At 39.0% G+C, this 22,281-nt stretch carries 20 protein-coding genes and 1 other RNA gene; 12 read left to right on the plus strand and 9 right to left on the minus strand.

Annotation, left to right across the window (positions count from 1 at the left end):
- The first annotated feature begins 14 nt into the window (after positions 1-14).
- Positions 15-200 (plus strand): CsbD family protein, encoded by a 186-nt coding sequence (locus ACSHZO_RS02310; protein WP_295179629.1) that lies wholly within the window; start codon positions 15-17, stop codon positions 198-200.
- A gap of 48 nt (positions 201-248) precedes the next feature.
- Here ACSHZO_RS02310 and clpB read toward each other — a convergent pair whose 3' ends face one another.
- On the minus strand, positions 249-2,852 hold the full coding sequence (gene clpB, locus ACSHZO_RS02315) for an ATP-dependent chaperone ClpB (protein WP_298246467.1): 2,604 nt from the start codon (positions 2,850-2,852) through the stop codon (positions 249-251).
- 169 nt (positions 2,853-3,021) lie between these two features.
- Here clpB and ytxJ point away from each other — a divergent pair, with 169 nt between their 5' ends.
- Positions 3,022-3,420, plus strand: a complete 399-nt coding sequence (ytxJ, locus tag ACSHZO_RS02320) for a bacillithiol system redox-active protein YtxJ (RefSeq protein WP_298246468.1) — start codon at positions 3,022-3,024, stop codon at positions 3,418-3,420.
- A gap of 72 nt (positions 3,421-3,492) precedes the next feature.
- Here ytxJ and fahA read toward each other — a convergent pair whose 3' ends face one another.
- The gene (fahA, locus tag ACSHZO_RS02325) at positions 3,493-4,782 is read right to left on the minus strand and encodes a fumarylacetoacetase (RefSeq protein WP_298246469.1); all 1,290 of its coding nucleotides are present in this window, start codon (positions 4,780-4,782) and stop codon (positions 3,493-3,495) included.
- A gap of 110 nt (positions 4,783-4,892) precedes the next feature.
- On the opposite strand from fahA, the gene glyA reads away from it, so the two are divergent.
- Positions 4,893-6,167 carry a serine hydroxymethyltransferase gene (glyA, locus tag ACSHZO_RS02330; RefSeq protein WP_298246470.1) on the plus strand — a complete coding sequence of 425 codons (1,275 nt, stop codon included), beginning with the start codon at positions 4,893-4,895 and terminating at the stop codon, positions 6,165-6,167.
- 72 nt (positions 6,168-6,239) lie between these two features.
- Here glyA and ACSHZO_RS02335 read toward each other — a convergent pair whose 3' ends face one another.
- The 3 genes from ACSHZO_RS02335 to ACSHZO_RS02345 form a co-directional block, all read right to left on the minus strand.
- Complete coding sequence (locus tag ACSHZO_RS02335; protein ID WP_298246471.1) at positions 6,240-6,470, minus strand: DoxX family protein; 231 nt, start codon at positions 6,468-6,470, stop codon at positions 6,240-6,242.
- Positions 6,471-6,690: 220 nt separating this feature from the next.
- Positions 6,691-7,092, minus strand: coding sequence for an acyl-CoA thioesterase (locus ACSHZO_RS02340; RefSeq protein ID WP_298246472.1), 402 nt, complete (start codon positions 7,090-7,092; stop codon positions 6,691-6,693).
- Positions 7,092-8,156 carry a glutaminyl-peptide cyclotransferase gene (locus ACSHZO_RS02345; protein ID WP_298246473.1) on the minus strand — a complete coding sequence of 355 codons (1,065 nt, stop codon included), beginning with the start codon at positions 8,154-8,156 and terminating at the stop codon, positions 7,092-7,094. Before ACSHZO_RS02345 ends, ACSHZO_RS02340 begins: the two co-directional genes overlap by 1 nt.
- 87 nt (positions 8,157-8,243) lie before the next feature.
- Here ACSHZO_RS02345 and ffs point away from each other — a divergent pair.
- From ffs to fsa, 3 genes are all read left to right on the plus strand, one after another.
- Positions 8,244-8,342, plus strand: an RNA gene (gene ffs, locus ACSHZO_RS02350) — signal recognition particle sRNA small type.
- Positions 8,343-8,386: 44 nt separating this feature from the next.
- On the plus strand, positions 8,387-9,208 hold the full coding sequence (locus tag ACSHZO_RS02355; protein WP_298246474.1) for an SDR family oxidoreductase: 822 nt from the start codon (positions 8,387-8,389) through the stop codon (positions 9,206-9,208).
- Positions 9,209-9,257: 49 nt separating this feature from the next.
- Positions 9,258-9,914 (plus strand): fructose-6-phosphate aldolase, encoded by a 657-nt coding sequence (gene fsa / locus ACSHZO_RS02360; protein WP_298246475.1) that lies wholly within the window; start codon positions 9,258-9,260, stop codon positions 9,912-9,914.
- A 44-nt stretch (positions 9,915-9,958) separates the two neighbouring features.
- Here the strand turns inward: fsa and ACSHZO_RS02365 are convergent, their stop codons facing one another.
- The gene (locus tag ACSHZO_RS02365; RefSeq protein ID WP_298246476.1) at positions 9,959-11,371 is read right to left on the minus strand and encodes a hypothetical protein; all 1,413 of its coding nucleotides are present in this window, start codon (positions 11,369-11,371) and stop codon (positions 9,959-9,961) included.
- Positions 11,372-11,537: 166 nt separating this feature from the next.
- Here ACSHZO_RS02365 and ACSHZO_RS02370 point away from each other — a divergent pair, with 166 nt between their 5' ends.
- The gene (locus ACSHZO_RS02370; protein WP_295178803.1) at positions 11,538-13,163 is read left to right on the plus strand and encodes an ABC-F family ATP-binding cassette domain-containing protein; all 1,626 of its coding nucleotides are present in this window, start codon (positions 11,538-11,540) and stop codon (positions 13,161-13,163) included.
- A 67-nt stretch (positions 13,164-13,230) separates the two neighbouring features.
- Here ACSHZO_RS02370 and ACSHZO_RS02375 read toward each other — a convergent pair whose 3' ends face one another.
- The gene (locus ACSHZO_RS02375; RefSeq protein WP_298246477.1) at positions 13,231-15,588 is read right to left on the minus strand and encodes a TonB-dependent receptor domain-containing protein; all 2,358 of its coding nucleotides are present in this window, start codon (positions 15,586-15,588) and stop codon (positions 13,231-13,233) included.
- Positions 15,589-15,881: 293 nt separating this feature from the next.
- Here ACSHZO_RS02375 and ACSHZO_RS02380 point away from each other — a divergent pair, with 293 nt between their 5' ends.
- Positions 15,882-16,244 carry a CoA-binding protein gene (locus ACSHZO_RS02380; RefSeq protein WP_298246478.1) on the plus strand — a complete coding sequence of 121 codons (363 nt, stop codon included), beginning with the start codon at positions 15,882-15,884 and terminating at the stop codon, positions 16,242-16,244.
- Here the strand turns inward: ACSHZO_RS02380 and ACSHZO_RS02385 are convergent.
- On the minus strand, positions 16,221-17,660 hold the full coding sequence (locus tag ACSHZO_RS02385; protein ID WP_298246479.1) for a sodium:solute symporter: 1,440 nt from the start codon (positions 17,658-17,660) through the stop codon (positions 16,221-16,223). The genes ACSHZO_RS02380 and ACSHZO_RS02385 overlap by 24 nt on opposite strands.
- Positions 17,661-17,737: 77 nt before the next feature.
- On the opposite strand from ACSHZO_RS02385, the gene recR reads away from it, so the two are divergent.
- On the plus strand, positions 17,738-18,355 hold the full coding sequence (gene recR / locus ACSHZO_RS02390; protein WP_298246480.1) for a recombination mediator RecR: 618 nt from the start codon (positions 17,738-17,740) through the stop codon (positions 18,353-18,355).
- Between the two features lie 217 nt (positions 18,356-18,572).
- Positions 18,573-19,901 (plus strand): dihydrolipoamide acetyltransferase family protein, encoded by a 1,329-nt coding sequence (locus ACSHZO_RS02395; RefSeq protein ID WP_298246481.1) that lies wholly within the window; start codon positions 18,573-18,575, stop codon positions 19,899-19,901.
- A gap of 58 nt (positions 19,902-19,959) precedes the next feature.
- Here ACSHZO_RS02395 and ACSHZO_RS02400 read toward each other — a convergent pair whose 3' ends face one another.
- The gene (locus ACSHZO_RS02400; protein ID WP_298246482.1) at positions 19,960-20,463 is read right to left on the minus strand and encodes a BLUF domain-containing protein; all 504 of its coding nucleotides are present in this window, start codon (positions 20,461-20,463) and stop codon (positions 19,960-19,962) included.
- A 90-nt stretch (positions 20,464-20,553) separates the two neighbouring features.
- Here ACSHZO_RS02400 and ACSHZO_RS02405 point away from each other — a divergent pair, with 90 nt between their 5' ends.
- Together ACSHZO_RS02405 and ACSHZO_RS02410 are read left to right on the plus strand one after the other, a co-directional pair.
- On the plus strand, positions 20,554-21,330 hold the full coding sequence (locus tag ACSHZO_RS02405; RefSeq protein ID WP_295178789.1) for a 3'-5' exonuclease: 777 nt from the start codon (positions 20,554-20,556) through the stop codon (positions 21,328-21,330).
- Positions 21,331-22,281 (plus strand): carboxypeptidase-like regulatory domain-containing protein, encoded by a 951-nt coding sequence (locus ACSHZO_RS02410; RefSeq protein ID WP_298246483.1) that lies wholly within the window; start codon positions 21,331-21,333, stop codon positions 22,279-22,281.

A 22,281-nucleotide genomic window follows, 5' to 3' on the forward strand; every position in this document is an offset into this window, starting at 1 on the left:
CAAAATCAATAGTTATGAATGAAGATCAAAGAGAAGGAAAATGGAAACAGATCAAAGGACAATTCAAACAAAAGTATGGAGATCTAACCGATGATGATACCACTCATGCTGAAGGAAAATTTGATGAGATGTTAGGTCGTATGCAGGAAAAGACTGGAAAGACTAAGGAAGAATTGAAAAATGAAATTGATAAGTGGTAGATTGAGTAGTTGAAAAAAGGGCGGTATTTCTACCGCCTTTTTTTATGATCAATTTTCTGAAAGTTCTTCCTGATTTCTAAATACCAGTTCTTCATTGAATTCATCCAGAAGAATGATACTGTCTGTGCTAATACTGCCAGACAGGATTTCCTTGGAGAGCTTGTTTAGCACTTCTCTTTGTACTACTCTTTTCACGGGTCTGGCTCCAAATTGTGGATCGAAACCTTTCGCAGCAAGATAATCAAGTGCTTCATCTGTAGCATCCAGCACTATATGCTGTTTCGCGAGCATTTTCTTAACACCCTTCAATTGCAAGCCCACAATTTGCCTGATGTCTTTTCGAGTAAGCGGACTAAACATTACTATATCGTCGATCCTGTTCAAAAATTCCGGTCTTACCGTTTGCTTCAGTAATCCAAGTACATCCACTTTCGCAGATTCCATGGCTGCATCCACATCCTTGATCGCTTCAAATCTCTCTTGGATGATCTGGCTTCCCATATTGGATGTCATCACAATAATGGTGTTCTTGAAATCTGCTACACGACCTTTGTTGTCTGTAAGTCTACCTTCATCCAGAACCTGAAGTAGAATGTTAAAAGTATCCGGATGAGCTTTTTCGATCTCATCAAGTAAGACTACAGAATATGGTTTTCTTCGCACCGCTTCAGTAAGCTGGCCACCTTCATCATATCCTACATATCCAGGAGGTGCCCCAACTAATCTACTAACCGAGTGTCTTTCCTGGTATTCACTCATATCGATTCTGGTCATCGCAGATTCGTCGTCGAACAAATATTCTGCAAGCGCCTTGGCTAGCTCTGTTTTCCCAACTCCGGTTGTTCCCAGGAACAGGAATGATCCAATGGGTCTATTTTGATCCTGAAGTCCGGCACGACTACGACGAACTGCATCACTAACGGCGATGATCGCTTCATCCTGTCCAACCACACGTTTGTGCAGATCATCTTCTAATTTGAGCAATTTCTCACGATCGCTCTGAAGCATTTTAGTCACCGGTATACCGGTCCATTTGGCAACTACTTCCGCGATATCTTCATTGGAAACTTCTTCCTGGATTAATGATTTTTCATTCTGATTCTCGGCAACGTTCTGTTGTAGCTTTTCGAGCTTCTCCTGCGCTTCCTTGATCTTTCCGTAGCGAATCTCAGCTACTTTACCGTAATCACCTTCGCGCTCAGCTTTTTCAGCTTCCAGCTTGAAATTTTCGATATCAGATTTTAGTGTTTGAATATTGTCCACTATATCTTTCTCGCTCATCCATCTGGCGTGAAGATCATTTCTTTCTTCTTTAAGATTCGCGAGATCTGCTCGTAGCGTTTTGAGTTTTACTTCATCTTTCTCACGCTTAATTGCCTCGATCTCGATCTCCAGCTGCATGATCTTTCTATCCAGCACATCAAGTTCTTCCGGCTTGGAGTTGATCTCCATACGTAATTTAGAAGCAGCTTCATCCATCAGGTCGATAGCCTTGTCTGGAAGGAATCTGTTCGTGATATAACGCTGTGATAATTCTACTGCAGCGATGATCGCTTCATCCTTGATTCGTACTTTATGATGTGTCTCGTATTTTTCCTTGATCCCACGTAATATGGAAATCGCACTTTCAATATCCGGCTCTTCTACGTATACCTTTTGAAATCTTCGTTCCAGCGCTTTGTCTTTCTCGAAGTATTTCTGGTATTCATCAAGTGTAGTAGCACCAATGGCTCTCAACTCACCTCTAGCAAGAGCCGGTTTAAGAATGTTGGCAGCATCCATGGCGCCCTGACCACCACCGGCACCAACAAGCGTATGAATTTCATCAATGAATAACACTATGTTACCATCGCTGGAAGTCACTTCTTTTATAACCGCTTTAAGTCGTTCCTCAAATTCCCCCTTGTACTTTGCACCAGCAATAAGGGCTCCCATATCAAGGGAGTAAATGAGTTTGTTTTTTAGGTTTTCTGGGACATCACCATCTACGATTCTATGCGCAAGTCCTTCTGCTATCGCTGTTTTTCCAGTTCCAGGTTCCCCAACCAGCATTGGATTGTTCTTTGTTCTTCGAGATAGGATCTGTAGAATTCTACGAATTTCCTCGTCCCGACCAATCACAGGATCCAGCTTTCCTTCTTCAGCAAGCTTATTGAGGTTTCGTGCGTACTTATCTAAAGATTGATAGGTTTCCTCAGCACTTTGAGAGGTTACTTTGTCGCCCTGTCTTAGTTCAGCGATTGCAGCTTTCAAGCCTTTCTCGGTCGCTCCCTGGTCTTTCAGCATTTGAGCAACTTTGCTGGAAGATTTCAAGATAGCAAGGATCAAATGCTCAATAGAGACATATTCATCTTCCATTTTCTTAGCAATGCTGGTAGCTTCATTCACAGTCTTTCCAGCATCCCTGGATAGCATGATGTCTCCGCCACTTACCTTCGGAAAGCTCTCCAGACTCTTATCCAGTATCTGCCCGAAAAGAGAAATATTAATATTTAATTTTTTCAGTAAAAAAGGAGTCACATTTTCGTCGACCATAGTAATCGCTTTAAAAATGTGCTCATTTTCTATCTGTTGGTGGCCCATTTCCTGAGCAAGCTGCTGAGCTTGCTGGATAGCCTCTTGTGATTTTATAGTAAAATTATTAAAGTTCATCGTAAATGTTTTTCAGAGTAGGTCAATCAATATACCAAATTCAAAAACAGACATTAAGGCAGCTTAATTGTAATTATAAGCGACAAAAAGGCAGTTTTACTGAAGTAAAATTAACCTGAATTTGATTTTATTAAATTTAGATAGATTTACTTTTGTAAAAAAGAAGATTATGGGATTATTCGATAAAGTATTTGGCGGAGAAAAAGGTACTTCTGAAAAGAAAAAAAACAAGGTACCATGGAATCCTCTTACTGAAATCTCTCAACTGGATGAGTTAGAAAAACTATCAGAAGGTAAAACGGTTGCTATTTTCAAGCATTCTACAACTTGCGGGATTAGCAGGATGGTATTAAAGAACTTTGAAGCAGACTATGAGCAACAATTAAATGACTCTGTGGATCTTTATTTTCTTGACTTGAAAGCTCACCGGGATATTTCTAATGGAATCGCAGATAAATTTTCTGTTAGACATGAGAGTCCTCAAATGGTGGTATTAAAGAACAGGGAAGTTGTACATCATTCTTCTCACCAGGCAATATCAGCAGATAAATTAAAAGAACTGGCTTAGTAGCGAGTTGCTTTAAAATTAAAAAGCCCGAAGATAATTCTTCGGGCTTTTCTTATGATATAAAACTTTATCCTATTTTTTCTTTGGTTCGTAAACCGGCAATAGTTTACTGCGAACTTCGCCAAAACCAATTCTGGAGGTTTCGTTCTGGCAATATCCTCGCATGATCACTGTATCATGATCTTCTACAAATTTACGTTCTGAACCATCTTTTAGTTTGATAGGTTTACTACCACTCCAGGAAAGTTCCAGCATAGAGCCGAAAGAATCTTCAGAAGCTCCAGAAATAGTTCCGGAAGCCATCATATCACCGGAATTCACGGGGCATCCATTTACGGTGTGATGCGCCAGTTGCTGACTCATATTCCAGTATAAATACTTAAAGTTTGATTTTGACAGAGAATTCTCCTCGCCACCTTCAGGTTGCAGGGAAACTTCAAGATTAATATCGAAACTCTTTTCTCCGGAGTATTTTAAATATGATAATAATTCTTTTTCAGGTTCCGGGCTTGCAGTCCTAAATGGCTCCAAAGCGTCCATGGTAACGATCCATGGTGAAATGGAAGATGCAAAGTTCTTAGCAAGAAAAGGTCCTAGTGGAACATATTCCCACTTCTGGATGTCTCTGGCGCTCCAGTCGTTGAATAGTACCATCCCAAAGATATATTCTTCAGCTTCATCCACAGGAATTGGTTCTCCCAGGTGATTTGCATCTGTTGTAATAAAAGCCATTTCCAATTCGAAGTCCACTCGTTGTGATGGACCAAATACAGGTTCGTCTGAATCTGCTGGTTTTGTTTGGCCCTGTGGTCTATGTACAGGAATTTCCGAAGGAATAATAGAAGAACTTCTTCCATGATATCCAACGGGAATATGCAGCCAGTTTGGAAGCAATGCATTGTCTGGATCACGGAACATTGTACCAATATTGGTAGCATGTTCTTTAGAGCTGTAGAAATCGGTATAATCACCTACCTGTACAGGCATTTGCATTTCAATTTCATCCAGTGTGAATAGAACAGTATTTCTGTGGTCCTGGTTATCCTTCAGCTTAGCATTATCAGCGTCGAAAATATCAGCAATTCGGTTTCTAACCAGTCTCCAGGTTTTTTTTCCGTCAGAAATAAAATCGTTTAGAGTATCTTGCAGGAATATATCGTCTGTCAACGGTATACCTTCAAAATATCCCAGTTGATGCAGAGCACCAAGGTCTATAGCGTAATCACCAATTCTGGTTCCAATGGTAATGATATCATCACGAGTAAGGAACACTCCAAACGGAATATTTTGAATAGGGAAATCGGTATCGCCAGGAATATCCAACCAGGTTTTTCTATTTGGATCATTAGCGGTAATTGACATAAAAAATGTTGGTTTTTTGTTAAAATCTAGTTGTCTCAAATATATTATTTTCCTGTAATTAACCGAATGTATTTCTTACTTTTACCGAATATTTAACTTAAAAATTTGTGATGCAAAAAGACACCCAGATATTTGATTTAATTGCGAAGGAAAAGGATCGCCAGTTGAATGGTTTGGAACTAATTGCGAGTGAAAATTTTGTAAGTGACGCCGTGTTGGAAGCAGCAGGATCTGTACTTACAAATAAGTATGCTGAAGGCTATCCACGTAAAAGATATTATGGCGGCTGTGAAATCGTAGATCAGGTAGAGCAACTTGCTATCGACAGATTAAAAGAATTGTTCAATGCTGAATATGCTAACGTACAACCGCATTCTGGTTCCCAGGCAAATACAGCAGTATTCCATACCTGTTTAAAACCAGGAGATAAGTTTCTTGGTTTTGACCTTTCACATGGTGGGCATTTAACGCATGGTTCTCCGGTTAATTTCTCCGGAAAATTATATGATCCTGTATTTTACGGGGTTGATAAGGAAACCGGGTTGATCGATTATGACGCAGTTGCTGAAATTGCAAAGAAAGAGAAGCCAAAAATGATCATTGCCGGAGCATCTGCTTACAGTCGTGAAATAGATTATAAGAGATTCAGGGAAATAGCTGATGGTGTTGACGCAATTCTACTTGCTGATATCGCGCACCCGGCAGGATTAATTGCCAAAGGTTTGATCTCAGATCCTATAGAGCATTGTCATATTGTGACTTCTACTACACATAAGACGCTTCGTGGTCCCCGTGGTGGAATCATCATGATGGGGAAGGATTTCGACAATCCTTTTGGAGAGAAGCTTAAAAATGGAAATCTAAAGAAAATGTCGGCTTTACTAAATTCGGGGATCTTTCCCGGAAATCAGGGTGGGCCTTTAGAGCATATCATTGCTGCAAAAGCGATCGCTTTTGGAGAAGCTCTTACAGATGAATTTCTTCATTATACAGTGCAGGTAAAGAAAAATGCAAAAGAGCTGGCTAAAGCTTTCGTGGATAAGGGTTACCAGGTAATTTCTGGAGGGACAGATAATCATATGATGCTTATCGATCTTAGAAATAAAGGCGTAAGTGGCAAGGAAGCAGAAGAAGCGCTTAGTAAAGCAGATATTACCGTGAATAAGAACATGGTGCCTTTCGATGATAAATCACCATTCGTAACCTCAGGAATTCGAATTGGAACTCCGGCAGTGACCACACGTGGTCTTGTAGAGCAGGATATGCTAAAAATCGTTGAGTTTATCGATAGAGTCATCACTAATATTGAGAGTGATGAAGAATTGGTTAAAGTTAAAAGCGAAGTGAATACAATGATGAAAGATCTTCCATTATTTAAAATGTAAGACCTTTTGGATTTAGATAATAAAAGCCATTCGAAAGAATGGCTTTTTAATTTATAGAAAATATATAGCGAATCACATAAGCAGTACAATGATCGAAGGTATATTTTTACAGAAAGGATCACTTATCTTAAGGTGCATGATGATTGCCCCCAGCATCATAACAGTTAGCCCGATCGCTGCAGGATCTACCAGGTATTCCAACCAGATTCCGGCGAGTAGGGCAATGGCCAGAGCTACTTTAATAAAGCCTACAATGTAAACCATTATTTCGGGCAGGCCATAAGCTTGAAATTCTTCCTTCAAATTACCGGCGTTACCCCCTCTGTAGCTGGTTTTACTATTAAATCGAAGTAACCAGACATTAAGAATTCCAAGTCCAACGATTACCTGTAATATTATTTTGACGATCTCAAAATATTATTTTTCAGCAACATAGAGATGTTTATTAATAAACAGAAAAGATTAGACAAAGTTTAAGAAGTTTGAAAGTCAAATGAAAAGAAAATTAACCTTTTCTCAGTGTTTACTGGAATATCTCCTTGAGCTCATCAGAAATGCGCTGCGGTTTCTTTGTTTTTTGATCTAGCAGGCACCAGGTAGTTTTAGCCTTCGCCAGCAGTTTCCCGGAATTATTATTCTTAATCGCCACTTCCCGCACTGATGTCACATGCGTAGTATCGATAATCCTTGTCTCTAGCAGGATTTCATCATTTAGAAGAGCTTCCATTTTGTAATCGATCTCATGTCTTACCACAACCCATGCAAAGCTTACTTTCTGCTCTTCGGAAGCTCTGGTTTCCCAGTGCTCCTGTGCTACATCCTGTATCCATTGCACATAACGCACATTGTTGACATGCTGCTGATCGTCCAGATCATCTTCTGAAACAGTAAGGTATTTTTTATATACTTCGGAGTTTACAGACATTATTTCTCCATGATTTTTACTTCAAATAGTGTGTCCCATTTTTTACCGGTAACATACAGTTTTCCAGTCGCAGCATTGTAGGCGATCCCGTTAAGAACATCATTATTTGGATCTAAAGAATCTTTGTTACCCAGTTTATCCTGTAGTCCTTTAAAATTGATAATTCCTTCAATGGTGCCATTTTCAGGATTGATCATCGCAACACTGGGAAATTGATAAGTGTTTGCGTAGATAAGTCCATCCACCCATTCCAGCTCATTAAATTTTGATTTAATAGCAGTATTGGTAGTTGGCTGTATAAAGCTTTTTTCAGCCAAAGTTTCAGGATCAAGGATCCAGATCTTCTCAGACCCATCACTTTTATATATTTTCTCCTCGTTGTTACATAAACCCCATCCTTCCTTACTGGAATTGTACGCAAATGTGCCTTGCCTTTCAAAAGTGTTTGGATCATAGATAAATCCCTGACCTTCTTGCCAGGTTAATAGTAATAAACGGTCGTCTAAAATTGTGATTCCTTCAGCGAAATATTCATCCTCCAGGCTTATCTCTTTGTACACTTGGCCAGTTTCCAATTCGGTTTTGCGCAATTTTGATTTGCCGTATTGTCCAATGCTTTCGTAAAGAGTATCGTTATGAAACTCAAGTCCCTGTGTGTATGCATCAGTTTGATGTGGATACGTATTAACTATCTCGTAGGTATAAACTTTTGGAGCTTTTGCACTCATTATTCTTATCGACTTCTGAAGAGTATCCTTTGTGGAATCATAATATACTACTGCAATGAGTTCCTGGTTTCCCAGTAAAACTGAGTTTAGTTCAATGGACAGATCTGAAGTGTTGCCAGATGCAAGACGCATTGTACCTATAAAATAAGCGACCGAATCAAAATTCTTGTTTTCCTTACTAGATATACTAGCTTTCAGAATTTCGTTCTGGCTGAATTCCTTCTTCTTTTCAGAAATATTCAGAGAAAAGTCAGATTTCTTATTTCCGTTATTGCTTCCGCAGGAAAAAATAAATATGCTTAAAATAAAGAGTAACAGGAAGTTAAATTTTTTCATGTCAAAATAGGCTTGAATACTGAGCTAAATTAACCAATTCAGGATAAAAAAAGCTTGCGAAAAGTTACAAAGATTGTATATTTGCACCGGCAAGTCCCACACAACCAGCTCCTGCTGAATCCCCCAGGGCGGGAACGCAGCAAGGGTAGGCGGTCGTAGCGGTGTGATGTGGGTCGCTTGCCATTTTTTGTTTCTACAAAGTCCTAAAATTTATTGCATATTTTTGCGGTATGAAAAAGGGGAATTCTTCAGAAAAAATCGTACTTATCACCGGCGCTTCCTCAGGAATTGGTAAGTCGATAGCAAATTATCTTAGTCGGCACCATTTTAAAGTTTATGGAACCTCACGTACGCCTCAGAAGTCTGCGGGTGAACTCTTTACATTTTTACAGTTAGACGTAGCCAGGGAAGATACTATTAAGCTGGCTGTTGAAGATATTATCGCCAGAGAAGGTAGGTTGGATATTTTGATTAATAATGCAGGAGTCGGTATTACCGGCCCTTTAGAAGAAACTCCGGAAGAAGAGATCAAGAAGGCTTTTGAGACCAATTACTACGGTCCGCTTAGAATGATTAAAAACGTGTTGCCTTATATGCGTGATCGTAAATCTGGACTTATCATTAATGTCACCAGTATTGCTGGTTATATGGGCTTACCATATCGTGGAATATATTCTGCATCTAAAGGTGCTCTGGAAATTACTGCTGAAGCTTACCGTATGGAAATCGCTCAGTTCGGAATTACAATGACCAATGTAGCTCCTGGTGATTTTGCTACTAATATCGCTTCTGGAAGATACCATGCTCCCGTTTTACCAACTTCACCTTATAAGAAAGTATATGGCGAAACACTGGATCTTATGAATCAACATGTTAGTGCAGGGCAGGATCCGGAACTAATGGCAAAGGCTATCTTAAAAATCATTAAGGATCCAGAACCAAAAGTGCACTATCGGGTAGGAGAAATGTTGCAAAAAATGTCTATCATGCTAAAGGCGTTACTGCCAGACAAACTTTACGAGAAAATGCTTATGAAGCATTATAAATTGTAATTTTGAGGAGCTTTTAAAAATTAAACAACACAATTAATTCTATACAACTATGAAATTTTTTATTGATACAGCGAATCTGGATCAAATCAAAGAAGCGCAGGCTTTAGGTGTGCTGGATGGTGTAACTACCAATCCTTCGCTTATGGCTAAGGAAGGCATTACCGGGAAGGACAATATTATCGAGCATTACAAAAAGATTTGTGAGCTAGTAGATGGTGATGTAAGTGCAGAAGTAATTTCAACCGATCTTGGTGGAATAATCAGGGAAGGTGAGGAGTTGGCAAAACTACACGACCAAATCGTGGTTAAGATTCCAATGATCAAAGAAGGTGTAAAAGCATTGAAATACTTTAGTGACCAGGGAATTAAGACAAATTGTACGCTAGTATTTTCAGCTGGGCAGGCACTTTTAGCTGCAAAAGCTGGAGCTACCTACGTTTCACCTTTTATTGGAAGACTTGATGATATCTCAACAGATGGGTTGAACCTTATTGCAGACATCAGACTTATATATGATAATTATGGATTTGAAACACAGATCCTGGCAGCTTCAGTTAGACATACAATGCATGTACTAGAATGTGCGAAAATTGGAGCAGACGTTATGACTGGACCAATTTCTTCTATTGAAGGTTTATTAAAGCATCCTTTAACCGACATTGGTCTTGAGAAATTTCTTGCAGATTATAACAAGGGAAATAAGTAAGACTAAATAAAACCTTACAAAAGGCTACCGTGAGGTGGCCTTTTTTATTTGGCAATAAATTTTTCTAATTCCTCTTCAAAATCGGTATTGCCAAACTGAATATCGCCTTTAACAATGATAGCATCTTTATTCAGGAAGAATAGTTTATTTAGATATCTACGGTAGGAATCTTTGGTAATCTGTCTCCGCGCTATCTGATATTCAAACGATTTATCGTATCCGAAAGTCTCCAATGTCCTAAGCCATTCTTCACGCTCGTTAATGTCTACATTGACACCTATAAAGTCCACTTGCGGATACTTATCTCTTAGCGAACTAATAATATTATGTTGCCAGCGATGATGCGCAGGAGCATAAAGAGACCATGCATAGGTGACCGTTGGTCTGTTGATAATTTCACCATATTCTAACTCTTTTCCTGAAGTGTTCATAGCCCAAAGATCAGCAAGAGATTGACCATTTAAATAAACTTTTTGAATTTCAGCAAGGTCACGAGCTTCGTCTATATGCGTGTATTCGATATCTTTTAACAACTGTAATATGGAATCTATTCTGCTAACTTTTTCAGCATTAACGATCGCCAGCGTAGCAAGTCTGTCTAAAAATTCATTTTTCAGCGATTCAATATTAGAAAGTGAATCAATCAAGATCATTCTTCTTTCAATATTCTTATAGGAATTGATATTATAGCAATCTTTATGCTCATTATGCGATCTGGTGCAGTATTCGATCGCTTTGGATCTCAGGTAATCATCAATAAAATTTGTATACACGTAATAGTCCTGAAGTTCGCGATTATTGAAATCTATCTCCTTACGGTAATTATTAAAATCTTCTGGAATCTGATCCCTAAAATCTTTGCGGTATTTATTAATAAGAAACGTGTATCGTTCTCTTAGATCAAAATATTCATAATCTATACTCGCGTGAGCGATCTCTAGAAAATCTTCGGAAAATTCCCTGTCTTCAGAAAGAGTCTCCAGCTTATCGATTCGTTGTTGTCTTATTGAGTCTGTGATTCGTGCAAATTCTGAAGGAGCTATCTTATAATAAGTAAGAATAAGGTCATTATTCTGCTCATTTTTAAGAAACATGTCTAGAAGAAAATTGCTTTTTTCAGCGCCGGCACCGCTAAAATTCAAAGACTCATCAAAGGAAAGTGTATTCAGGTAGATAAGAACACTGTCGCCAGGCTCCATATACATGATCTGGCTTTCAGGCGGGTGGTTAAAAGTGTAAATTCCAGCTTCCAGTTTAGGGTAGTTCTTTCCAAACTGGTTCTTCGCATCCAGGAATAAGGTATCAATGATCTCATTCTCTTTTGAGATCACTACAAAATCAGTTTCCGGATTGTTAATCTGGCCTCCTAGGTAGATCGTACCATCCTCCTTGGAATCGCCTGTACATCCACTGAAAATGAGTGCGCAACAAAGCGAAAGAAAATAACAGTATTTCATTATGGGTATTGGTATGAAGCTTTTCGGTCACTTCATTTTTAACAAATATATTCGGTGCACCTGCGGAGCGGTGTTAAGTGTGCGTTAAAACGTATTTTTAAAACGTTAATCTTTCTTAGTAAGCATCATAATAGCTACTTTTGCAAAAAATTAATTTTTATAGTTTATGCTTTCAGTATCAAACCTTTCTGTACAGTTTGGAAAAAGAGTTTTGTTTGACGAGGTGAATACTACATTCACCCAGGGAAACTGCTACGGAATCATTGGTGCCAACGGTGCCGGTAAATCTACTTTCTTAAAGATATTATCTGGTAAATCTGAACCTACTTCCGGTCATGTTCATCTTGAACCAGGAAAGAGAATGTCTGTTCTGGAACAAAATCACAACGTATACGATGATTACCCGGTGCTGGAAACAGTAATGCGAGGTAACAAGCCTCTTTTTGCAGTAAAAACTGAAATGGATGCTTTATATGCCGATTATTCTGATGAAAATGCAGATAGAATTGGTGAATTACAGGTTTCTTTTGAAGAAATGGATGGATGGAATGCTGAAAGTAATGCGGCTTCCATGCTATCAAATCTTGGGATCAAGACAGAGATGCATTATGCACAAATGAAAGATCTTGATGGGACACAAAAGGTACGTGTGCTTTTAGCGCAGGCACTTTTTGGAAGTCCTGATGTGTTGATCATGGATGAGCCGACAAACGACCTGGATTATGAAACGATCACATGGTTGGAAAACTTTCTTGCAAATTATGACAATACGGTGATCGTGGTTTCTCACGACCGTCACTTCCTTGATTCCGTTTGTACGCATATTTCAGATATTGACTTCGGAAAAATCAATCACTTTTCAGGAAACTATACATTCTGGTATGAGTCTTCTCAACTTGCTGCAAGACAGAGAGCACAGCAGAATAAAAAATCTGAAGAAAAGAAAAAGGAACTTCAGGAGTTTATTCAGCGATTTTCTGCCAACGTGGCGAAGAGTAAGCAGGCGACTTCCAGAAAGAAAATGATCGACAAGCTTAATATCGATGAGATCAAACCTTCCAGTAGAAGATATCCTGCTATCATTTTCGAACGAGAGCGTGAAGCTGGAGATCAAATCCTGAATATTGAAGGTTTGGAAGCTAGTCTTGAAGGAGAAACTCTTTTCAAAAATATTAATATCAACCTTGCCAAAGGAGATAAAGTGGTAGTGTACTCTAAAGACTCCAGAGCCACTTCAGCTTTCTATGAGATCATCAACGGCAAACAGGATGCTGTTGCAGGGAAATTTCAATGGGGTGTGACCACTTCTCAAAGTTATTTGCCAGCAGATAACTCAGAGTATTTTGAGTCAGATCTAACATTGGTAGACTGGTTAAGGCAATGGGTGAAAACAGAAGAAGAGCGGGAAGAGGTTTACATTCGTGGATTCCTTGGAAAGATGTTGTTTAGTGGTGAAGAAGCCCTGAAAACCTGTAAAGTTCTTTCTGGAGGAGAAAAAGTAAGATGTATGCTAAGTAGGATGATGATGATAAGAGCAAACGTTCTTATGCTTGATGAGCCTACCAACCACCTTGACCTGGAATCTATTACTGCTTTTAATAACTCGCTTAAGAACTTTAAAGGTACGGTGATGTTTACAACACACGATCATGAATTTGCGCAAACGCTTGCAAACCGTGTGATCGAATTAACTCCTGGCGGAGTTATTGACAGGTATCTAAGTTTTGATGAATATATGAACGACAAAACTATCAAAGAACAACGAGAGAAAATGTATGCGGTAAAAGCCTAGTACATTCGAATAAATAGAATAAGCCTGAAGAAATCCTTCAGGCTTTTTTATTTGGGCTAAAACAAAATTAAAACATTCCGCCACCGTCATTATCCTTATCCCGGTCCTTACGCTGGAGACTACGGTTCTTTCCACCGCCAAATCTATAAGAAACTCCAAGGTACACGGTTTGAGTTTCTCCTTTAAATCGTCCAACCTGATCAAAAGGTCTTCCGGCCAGGATATTGAATTCCTGAGTGTCAAAAACATCATTAAAATTAAGACTTACAGTTGCGCGGTTATCCTCGAGGAAGCTGTACCGTGCTCCAAGATTTATAAAATACATATGATCAATGTCGTATTGGAGTGATTTCATTTTGCTTCTGTAAAAACCAAATGCAGAAAAAGAAAGAGCCTCTGTGGCTTTAAAGTTATGACTGGTTCTAAAAGTAAAGGCAGTATTATCTATTTCAGTAAATTCAGCACCTACCAGTCCGCTAAAGGTTTGTTCATAAATCTCAAAACCGGAGTTGGTACTCCACCATTTTGTGAATTTGTAGTTGCTTGAGAATTCTAAGCCATACATATCTGCATCTCCAGAATTCTGAAATGTTAGAAACAGCGAGCCAGGTTCATTATCCAACTCTGTGAAAATTTGATTAATTTCATCTACGGTTCTTCGGAAGAAAACACCTGCGCTTAGGCTTCCCTTGCGTTCAAATTTTCGAGTATAATTAAACTCGAATGAATTGGTGAATTGTGGATCCAGCTCAGGATTTCCGGCAACGATAAGTCTTGGAGACGACACTTCCCGAATCGGGTTGATCTGGCTGAAACCTGGTCTGTCAACTCTCCTGCTATAACTTAAATTGTAAGTATTTTTATCATCTGGAGTAAAGTTCAGGAAGCCTGTAGGGTAGATCGTAAGATAGTCATCTTCATAGACTCGTTCACCCTGGAAATTTGCTGTCACCTGGTAGCTCTCCAGCCTGGCACCAACCTGATAGCTCCATTTTTCAAAATTCTGACCGAAAGTCGAATATAAACTCAGGATATCACGATCATAGATATAGTCGCCATTGGTAAATTGCGGATTGGTAGTATTATAATCATTTTCAGTTTTTAGTAACCTGGCTTCTGCACCAAGTTCCAGCCGGGAAACATCATTTAATGGATTGGTATAGTCGATATTGGAAATAAAATTTCTACGGTCTTCAAATACCCGATCGATATAAGGAATTAACTGAAGTTCATTTTCCGCGAAATCAATATCTGCAACTTCATCTCCGTTATAATCATTGAAATCTGCTTCGAACTGAATTTCATGACCATCTTTTTCAAAATCGTGATCAAAAAGAAAGTTATAGCTGGCATTACCGTTATCGTAATTTACATCCAGAAACTGGCGAAAGTTTCGTGAAGCCTCCTCAAAATCTGTAAAACTCAGAGCGCCAATCGGCCCGCCATCATAAAGGTTCTGATTGGTATATATACTGAAGGTATTATTGTCATCTAGGTAGAAGTCAACACCAATTTTGTATAAATAGGAATTATTTCGGTTTTCAACTTTAAACTCCTGTAGACTTTGAGATTCGGGAAGAAATATAGTTCCGCCGTTTTCGCGATCGCCAAAGTTGCTTCCCAGGTTTCCGAAGAAATTGAATTTCCCCTTACGATAATTCATGTCGAGCGAACCATTAAATCTCAGGTTTTCACCGTAGGTAAGGCCGGTATTTAGATTACCGTTAAAGCCATCACTCGCATTTTTATGCAGCACAATATTAATAATTCCACTCATTCCTTCGGGATTGTATTTTGCTGAAGGATTTGTTATAAGCTCTATACTTTTAATGGAGGTGGAAGGAATTTGCTTTAGAAGTTGTGCAGGATCCATGTTGGTAGGCTTGCCGTCCACCAGAATTCGTACATTGGAATTCCCACGAAGAGAAATATTTCCATCCTGGTCTACATTCACAGATGGTATATTTACCATAATTTCTGAAGCACTGGCGCCGGTTGTCATAAGATCTTTCCCGATATTGATCACTTTGCGATCCACTCGCTGTTCGATGGTAGTCCTTTCAGCAACCACAAGAGTTTCATCGAGCATAGCCACATCGGGTTCCAGGTAAAGAGTCCCAATTTCAATATTGGTTCTTCGCTGTTCGATTACAATGTCTCTACGGAAGGTCTTGTAGCCTATAAATTGCACCTTTAATTCATAGGTTCCGGCCTTCAGATTTTCTACAATAAAGCTGCCGTCTTCAGCTGAAGTAATACCGGTAACAAGTTCACCTTCCGTATTATTGATGATGATCGTGGCATAAGGGATCGCTTCCTGGAGTTCAGCATCCATGATGGTTCCGGAAACATTTCCATTGGGATCGGTTTTAGCATTTGCAATTGATAAAAAGCCTAAAAATAAGCATAGAATAAACTGTTTCATTTTTTAATTGATTAGATGATTAATTATAACATATTACCTTGCAATACATAATAGATGAAGCCATAGATTGCAAAATGTGATGATACTACCTATAAGACGACCAAAAAATTATCTTGTTACAATTTTTTAAAAATAACCTGCGCTCATCAATAAGATGAACGCAGGTTTGTGATATCATAGTCATTAACACTAACCATCATAATTAATTCGATGATACCACAAAGGGCCGGTCCTCAATTTAATGACTGATCTATCTGGAGATTGTTACAGTAAAATTTATTTACTTTACCATTATGAAGAAGAAAACACTGGTTATGGGTGCTTCCTTGAAACCCAATAGATATTCCCATCTTGCTATTAATGCGCTTGTAAGATTTAAACAACCCACTGTGGCAATTGGTCTTAGAGAGGGGACGGTGGATGGTGTAAAGATCCATACAGAAATGGAAGATTTTGAAGATATAGATACCATTACCTTATATCTTAATGCGAAAAGGCAGGAACAATATTACGATTATATCATTTCGCTGAATCCAAAGAGAGTGATCTTCAACCCTGGAACTGAAAACCCTGAGCTTTACACCTTGCTTCGGAAGAATAATATCTACTTCGAAAATGCCTGTACGCTGGTACTACTTTCTTCTCAGCAATATTAATCCTAAGAAAGTTAGAAAACCATTCAGAATCAGGATAAAGAATCCAAATTCGAATCCAAGCCAGGCAAGACTGTTTACGCTGATGATATAAGAAAGTACCGGAGCAAGAATCGCAATTATCGGCACTAGTTTATCTTTTACCTGCCACTTCGTAAAAAGTCCAAAGGCATACAAACCAAGCAAGGGCCCGTAGGTGTACCCAGCAAACTGAAACAATTTGTTGATCACACTTTTATCTGCGATCGCATATTTAAAGACCAGCATTACCAGAATTAAAAGAACGGAAATCGCAATATGAATTTGCTTTCTGATCCTGATCTGTTTCTTCTCATCATATTTTTTTTCAATATCAAGGATATCGATACTGAAAGAGGTTGTCAAACTTGTAAGAGCGCTGTCTGCACTGGAATAAGCGGCAGCAATAAGTCCCAGAATAAAGAAAACTGCCACGGCAAAACCTAGATTACCGCTGGCGGCAATGGCAGGAAATAATTCATCTTTAGTTTCGGTAATACCATTCAAATCGGCATAGTCGGTTAAGAGAACTCCCAATGCCAGAAATAAGAAGTTTACGAAAACAAGAACGATGGTAAACCAGAACATATTTTTCTGGGCATCCTTCAGGCTTCTACAGGTAAGGTTTTTTTGCATCATATCCTGATCCAAACCGGTCATAACGATAGCGATGAATGCTCCTGAAAGGAACTGTTTTACAAAGTGATCTTTGCTCTTCCAATCATCGAAGAAGAAGATCTGGGAATGCTCACTTTCAGCTAAATAATTCATGAGATTTGCTACAGAGAACCCGAGATCTTCAGAAATAAAATAGATGGTGATCCCCAACGCAAGCAGCATAAAGAATGTTTGCAGGGTATCTGTCCAGACGATGGTCTTTATTCCGCTTTTAAAGGTATACAGCCAGATGAGCAGTATGGTGATAGAAACCGTAATATAGTATGGAACACCTAACGCATCAAATACGATAAGCTGTAGCACATTTGCCACCAGGAATAGTCTGAAACTTGCACCAACAACACGGCTTAACAGAAAAAAAGAAGCACCTGTTTTATACGAAGCATTCCCAAATCGGGTATCTAGATAAGTATATATGGAGGTAAGATTAAGCTTATAATAGAGTGGAAGTAAAACCTGCCCGATCACTGCGTATCCAACTGTGTATCCAAGTACGACCTGGAAGTAACTAAAGGAGTCAGTCTCAACCGTGCCGGGGATAGAAATAAAGGTGATCCCACTCAGTGAGGCGCCAATCATTCCGAAAGCTACCAGATACCAGGGAGCCTGTTTATTCGCTTTGAAAAATTCAGCATTACTGCCTCCTCTTCCAGTGAAGTAGGAAATAAGAATAAGTACTGCAAAATAGGCGGCGATTAGAATTAGTACCTGGTATGGCTGCATAATTTTTCTTTAAAGCGGGCAATTTACAAATTAAGCTGAAGCTAATTTCATGCAACAAAAAAATCATAAATTCGCGTATGGATTTTTCATCAAAATTACTGGAGCAGGCAGTAGACGAAATGTCTCAGTTGCCGGGAATAGGAAAGCGAACAGCGTTAAGACTGGTGCTTCACTTACTGAAGCAACCGGAGGAGCAGACCTCCAGGCTTTCAAAATCCCTGCTCGATCTTCGCGAGAAGATAAAGCTTTGTAGTAATTGCTTCAATATTAGCGATACCGAGCTTTGTGAGATTTGTGCAAATCCAAATCGTGTTTCAGAAATTGTATGTGTGGTCGAAGATATTCGCGACGTGATGGCCATTGAAAATACCGGGCAGTATCGGGGGCATTATCATGTGCTTGGAGGAAAGATAAGTCCTATGGATGGGGTTGGACCTTCACAGTTAACGATTAAAGCTTTGATTGAAAAGGTTAGAGAAGGGAAGATCGAGGAGATCATATTTGCCTTGAGCAGCACACTGGAAGGCGATACAACGAACTTCTATATTTTCAAACAACTGGAAGGTACCGGAATCAAAACCTCTACGATCGCCAGAGGAATTTCTGTAGGAGATGAACTGGAATATGCAGATGAGGTGACCTTAGGAAGAAGTATTACGAATAGAATTCCGTTTGAAAACAGCCTTAAAAGCTAGAACTGGCCTAGAAACTAATTATATTAAGTAGCTAAAATTATCCGAAACTTTTTCAATTGCGTAGTTGAAATTGTAATTTTAGCGAGAGTTTGACAAGGGCACTTGTTTGAAAGAATATCAGTATAATCCAATTTTATTGATTTTTTAATATTTAATAAGTGTTAATTTGATTAAATTCGCAACCTGAATAATAAAAAATCGCATCTGATTTAACGATATGGCAAAATTTGAATTGAAGTTACCTAAAATGGGTGAAAGTGTTGCAGAAGCAACCATAACAAGCTGGCTTAAGGAAGTTGGAGATACTATTGAAATGGATGAGCCGGTACTTGAGATCGCTACAGACAAAGTTGATAGTGAAGTCCCTTCAGAAGTTGACGGAACCCTTGTGGAAAAACTTTTCGAGGCAGATGATGTGGTAAAAGTAGGTCAGGTGATCGCTATTATTGAAACCGATGGTGATGAAGATTTTTCTTCAGAAGAACAGGAGGAAGAAGCAGCTCCTGCTGAAGCAGCCGAAGTTTCTAAATCTGTTGAAACCGCCAAAGAAACTGCTTCCGCAGAAACTAGCAAAGATTATTCAGATTCTGATAAATTCTATTCTCCACTAGTAAAAAATATTGCGAAGGAAGAAGGGATTTCACTTTCTGAACTTGATTCTATAAACGGAACGGGAAAAGATTCGCGAGTAACTAAAAATGATATCTTAGAGTACGTAGAGAACAGAAAAAAAGTCGGAAATACTGTAGCGGCGGAGTCAGCCCCAAAAGCTGTCGAATCTAAAGGTCTGGATAAGAAAGTATCCAGTCAGCTGGAACCCGTAGTTAGCGGGGAAGATGAGATCATCGAGATGAGTAGAATGGGTAAAATGATCGCACATCATATGGTGGACAGCGTTCAGAAATCTGCGCATGTACAGTCATTTATTGAAGTAGATGTTACAAATATCTGGAACTGGAGAAATAAACACAAAAATGAATTTCAGAAGAAAGAAGGAGAGAAGCTAACTTTTACTCCAATCTTTATGGAAGCTGTGGCGAAAGCAATTCGTGATTTCCCGTTGGTGAATATTTCGGTAAATGAAGATGCTTCTAAAATAATCAAGAAGAAAAATATTAACCTTGGGATGGCTGCGGCACTTCCAGATGGTAATTTGATCGTTCCAGTGATCAAAAATGCAGACAGGCTTAATCTTGTTGGGATGGCCAAGGCGGTGAATGACCTGGCTAATCGCGCAAGACAAAATAAATTAAAACCGGACGATATCCAGGGAGGTACTTATACGGTAACCAACGTGGGGACTTTTGGAAGTATCATGGGAACTCCTATTATCAATCAGCCACAAGTAGGTATTCTTGCTCTCGGTGCAATTCGTAAAATGCCAGCGGTGATCGAAACTCCTGATGGTGATTTTATTGGAATACGATATAAAATGATCCTTTCTCACAGTTATGATCACCGTGTGGTGAACGGCGCCCTTGGTGGACAGTTCGTACAGCGTGTGGCTCAATACCTGGAAGGATTTGACAAGGATCGCGAGATCTAGCTGTCTAGGATTAAAATAACTATAGAAAGCTGTGAAGATAAACTTCGCAGCTTTTTTTTTACTGAAGATTGTTTAAAAAAGAATCGAGCAATTTTAAAGCAGGATGTTTGCCTTCCATTTTATCACTTTCTATAATGGCATTTTTGTCCAAGTCTCTGTGACCTAAGATTGCTTCCGCCTTTTTACTACTAAGTTTGCGAAAAGCTATAGACCAGTTTCCAAATTGGCGGTACTCTAGGAAATCGGAAGAAATTTCTACAATTGAATGGTGTCTCGGGTCCTTTTTAATTCTTTGAAAGAGATTGTCTACTGTTGAGGCTTCTCCTTCTATATATTGGATGAAAAGTCCCTGATATGAAATTAGTAATCCAGTAACATCACTCGCAGCATTATTTTTTCTGCTACTGTTGAGTAATGTTTCCATATCTGCATCTTTAAGTATATGCGATTGCTGGCTTATATAGGAGATGTATTTCAAAATGTATTGAGACTTGTAAAGGTTCAAATATATAAAAGGTATTTTCAAAAACAAACTCCTCGATTTCGTTCTAATCCCTTGCATTTGTATAGATTTTTTGCGTCTCGAAACCTCTTGCTGAATTTAATTGCGGCTCATAATTATAGTATATTTGCTACAAATAAATCATTTCTCATGGAGCTTAAACTTACCAGACCTATTTGCTTTTTTGACCTTGAAACTACGGGAACCAATATTTCCAAAGACCGTATTGTGGAAATGGCAGTGCTCAAAGTCTACCCAAACGGTAATAAAGAAAGCTATACCTGGCTGGTAAATCCCGAGTGTGAAATTCCTAAAGAGGTGATCGCAATTCATGGCATTGATAATGAAAAGGTAGCGAATGAGCCAACCTTCCAACAACTGGCAACGAAAGTTCATGATCTTATCAAAGGCTGTGATCTTGCCGGCTATAACTCCAATAGATTCGATATTCCATTACTCGCTGAGGAATTGCTTCGTGCGGGAATTGATTTCGAGATGAAGAATGTCGTTGCCGTAGATGTTCAAACGATCTTTCATAAAAAAGAACAGCGTACATTATCTGCGGCTTACCAGTTTTACTGTGGAAAAGAACTTGAAGGTGCACATGGAGCAGAAGCAGATACCGAAGCGACTTACGAAGTTTTAAAATCACAACTGGATCGATACAATGATCTTGAAAACGATATGAAATGGCTGGCAGACTTTAGTTCTCGAAAGAAATTTGCAGATTTCGCCGGATTCATAAGTTTTGATAAAAAGGGAAGAGAAGTGTTTTCTTTTGGTAAGTATCGCGGAAAGCAGGTAGAACAGGTGCTTGAGGATGAACCTGGATATTTTGGCTGGATGCAAAATGCAGATTTCCCACTTTACACCAAGAAAGTACTTACTGCCATTAAATTGAGAAAACTAAACACCAAACTATCCTGATTGAAAGCCTCCGTTTTTCTCTTAATCCTTTTCTTTACTACCGCTTTTAGTGTAGCTCAAAATTCCAGGATAACTGGAAGAGTAATCGATAGAGCTACTAATAGGGCCTTGCCATACGCTCATATCATGTTTCAGGATTACAGGCTTGGCACCAGCACAGATGAACAGGGTATGTTTGCATTTAATGTTGCAGACAGCCTGAAAAGAGAAGTGCTCATATTTACCCATGTTGGTTATGAGCCGGAATTACTGAAAATCTCTGATTTGGAAAAACAGAGGTTAGTACCCATGAATGCACTTACCGAAGGTTTGGGCGAGGTAATGATTACACCAATTAGACATAATAGATCGTTTACTTACAGGCCTGATTGGCGCTTTGAAGCCGTTGGGATAGGAAATATGAACGCAGCGCTTTATCCTTCCACCATAGCGCGTTATTACCCGAAACCTGATAAGTTTGAGGGAGCCGCTTTTTTGAAAGAAATCACGGTTTATTTTTATGCTACGGAAGAACAAAAAGGCTTGAATCCGAAATTCCGTATTCATTTGTATAATGTAGACGAAAACGGACTTCCCGGGAAAGATATCACCCAGGACATCGTTGTCACCAAACCAGTAGGTAAAAATAAGGTTAATGTCGAATTGCTTGACCAGAAAATTCAGATTCCTGAAGAAGGTTTTTACGTAGGTCTTGAGCATATATTCATCACGGAGAATGAATATTTCGAAGTCAAAGACTATTACATTAATAATGAACTTGTAGCTGAAGATTATAGAAACAAGCGTTATGGACCAGTTTATAAAGGAGTATTCGCTCCTGAAGAATCCAACTTCAAAGTATATTTTTTCGAACCCGGAGGCTGGGTGGATATTAGAACCTGGGACATCACCTATAATGACAGGGAAGGGAAATATGTAATGCCTGAATTTAAAATCAAAATCACTGATTAG

It is taken from the genome of Christiangramia sp. 3-2217-3z, from assembly GCF_051195275.1.
Taxonomy (GTDB): domain Bacteria; phylum Bacteroidota; class Bacteroidia; order Flavobacteriales; family Flavobacteriaceae; genus Christiangramia; species Christiangramia marina.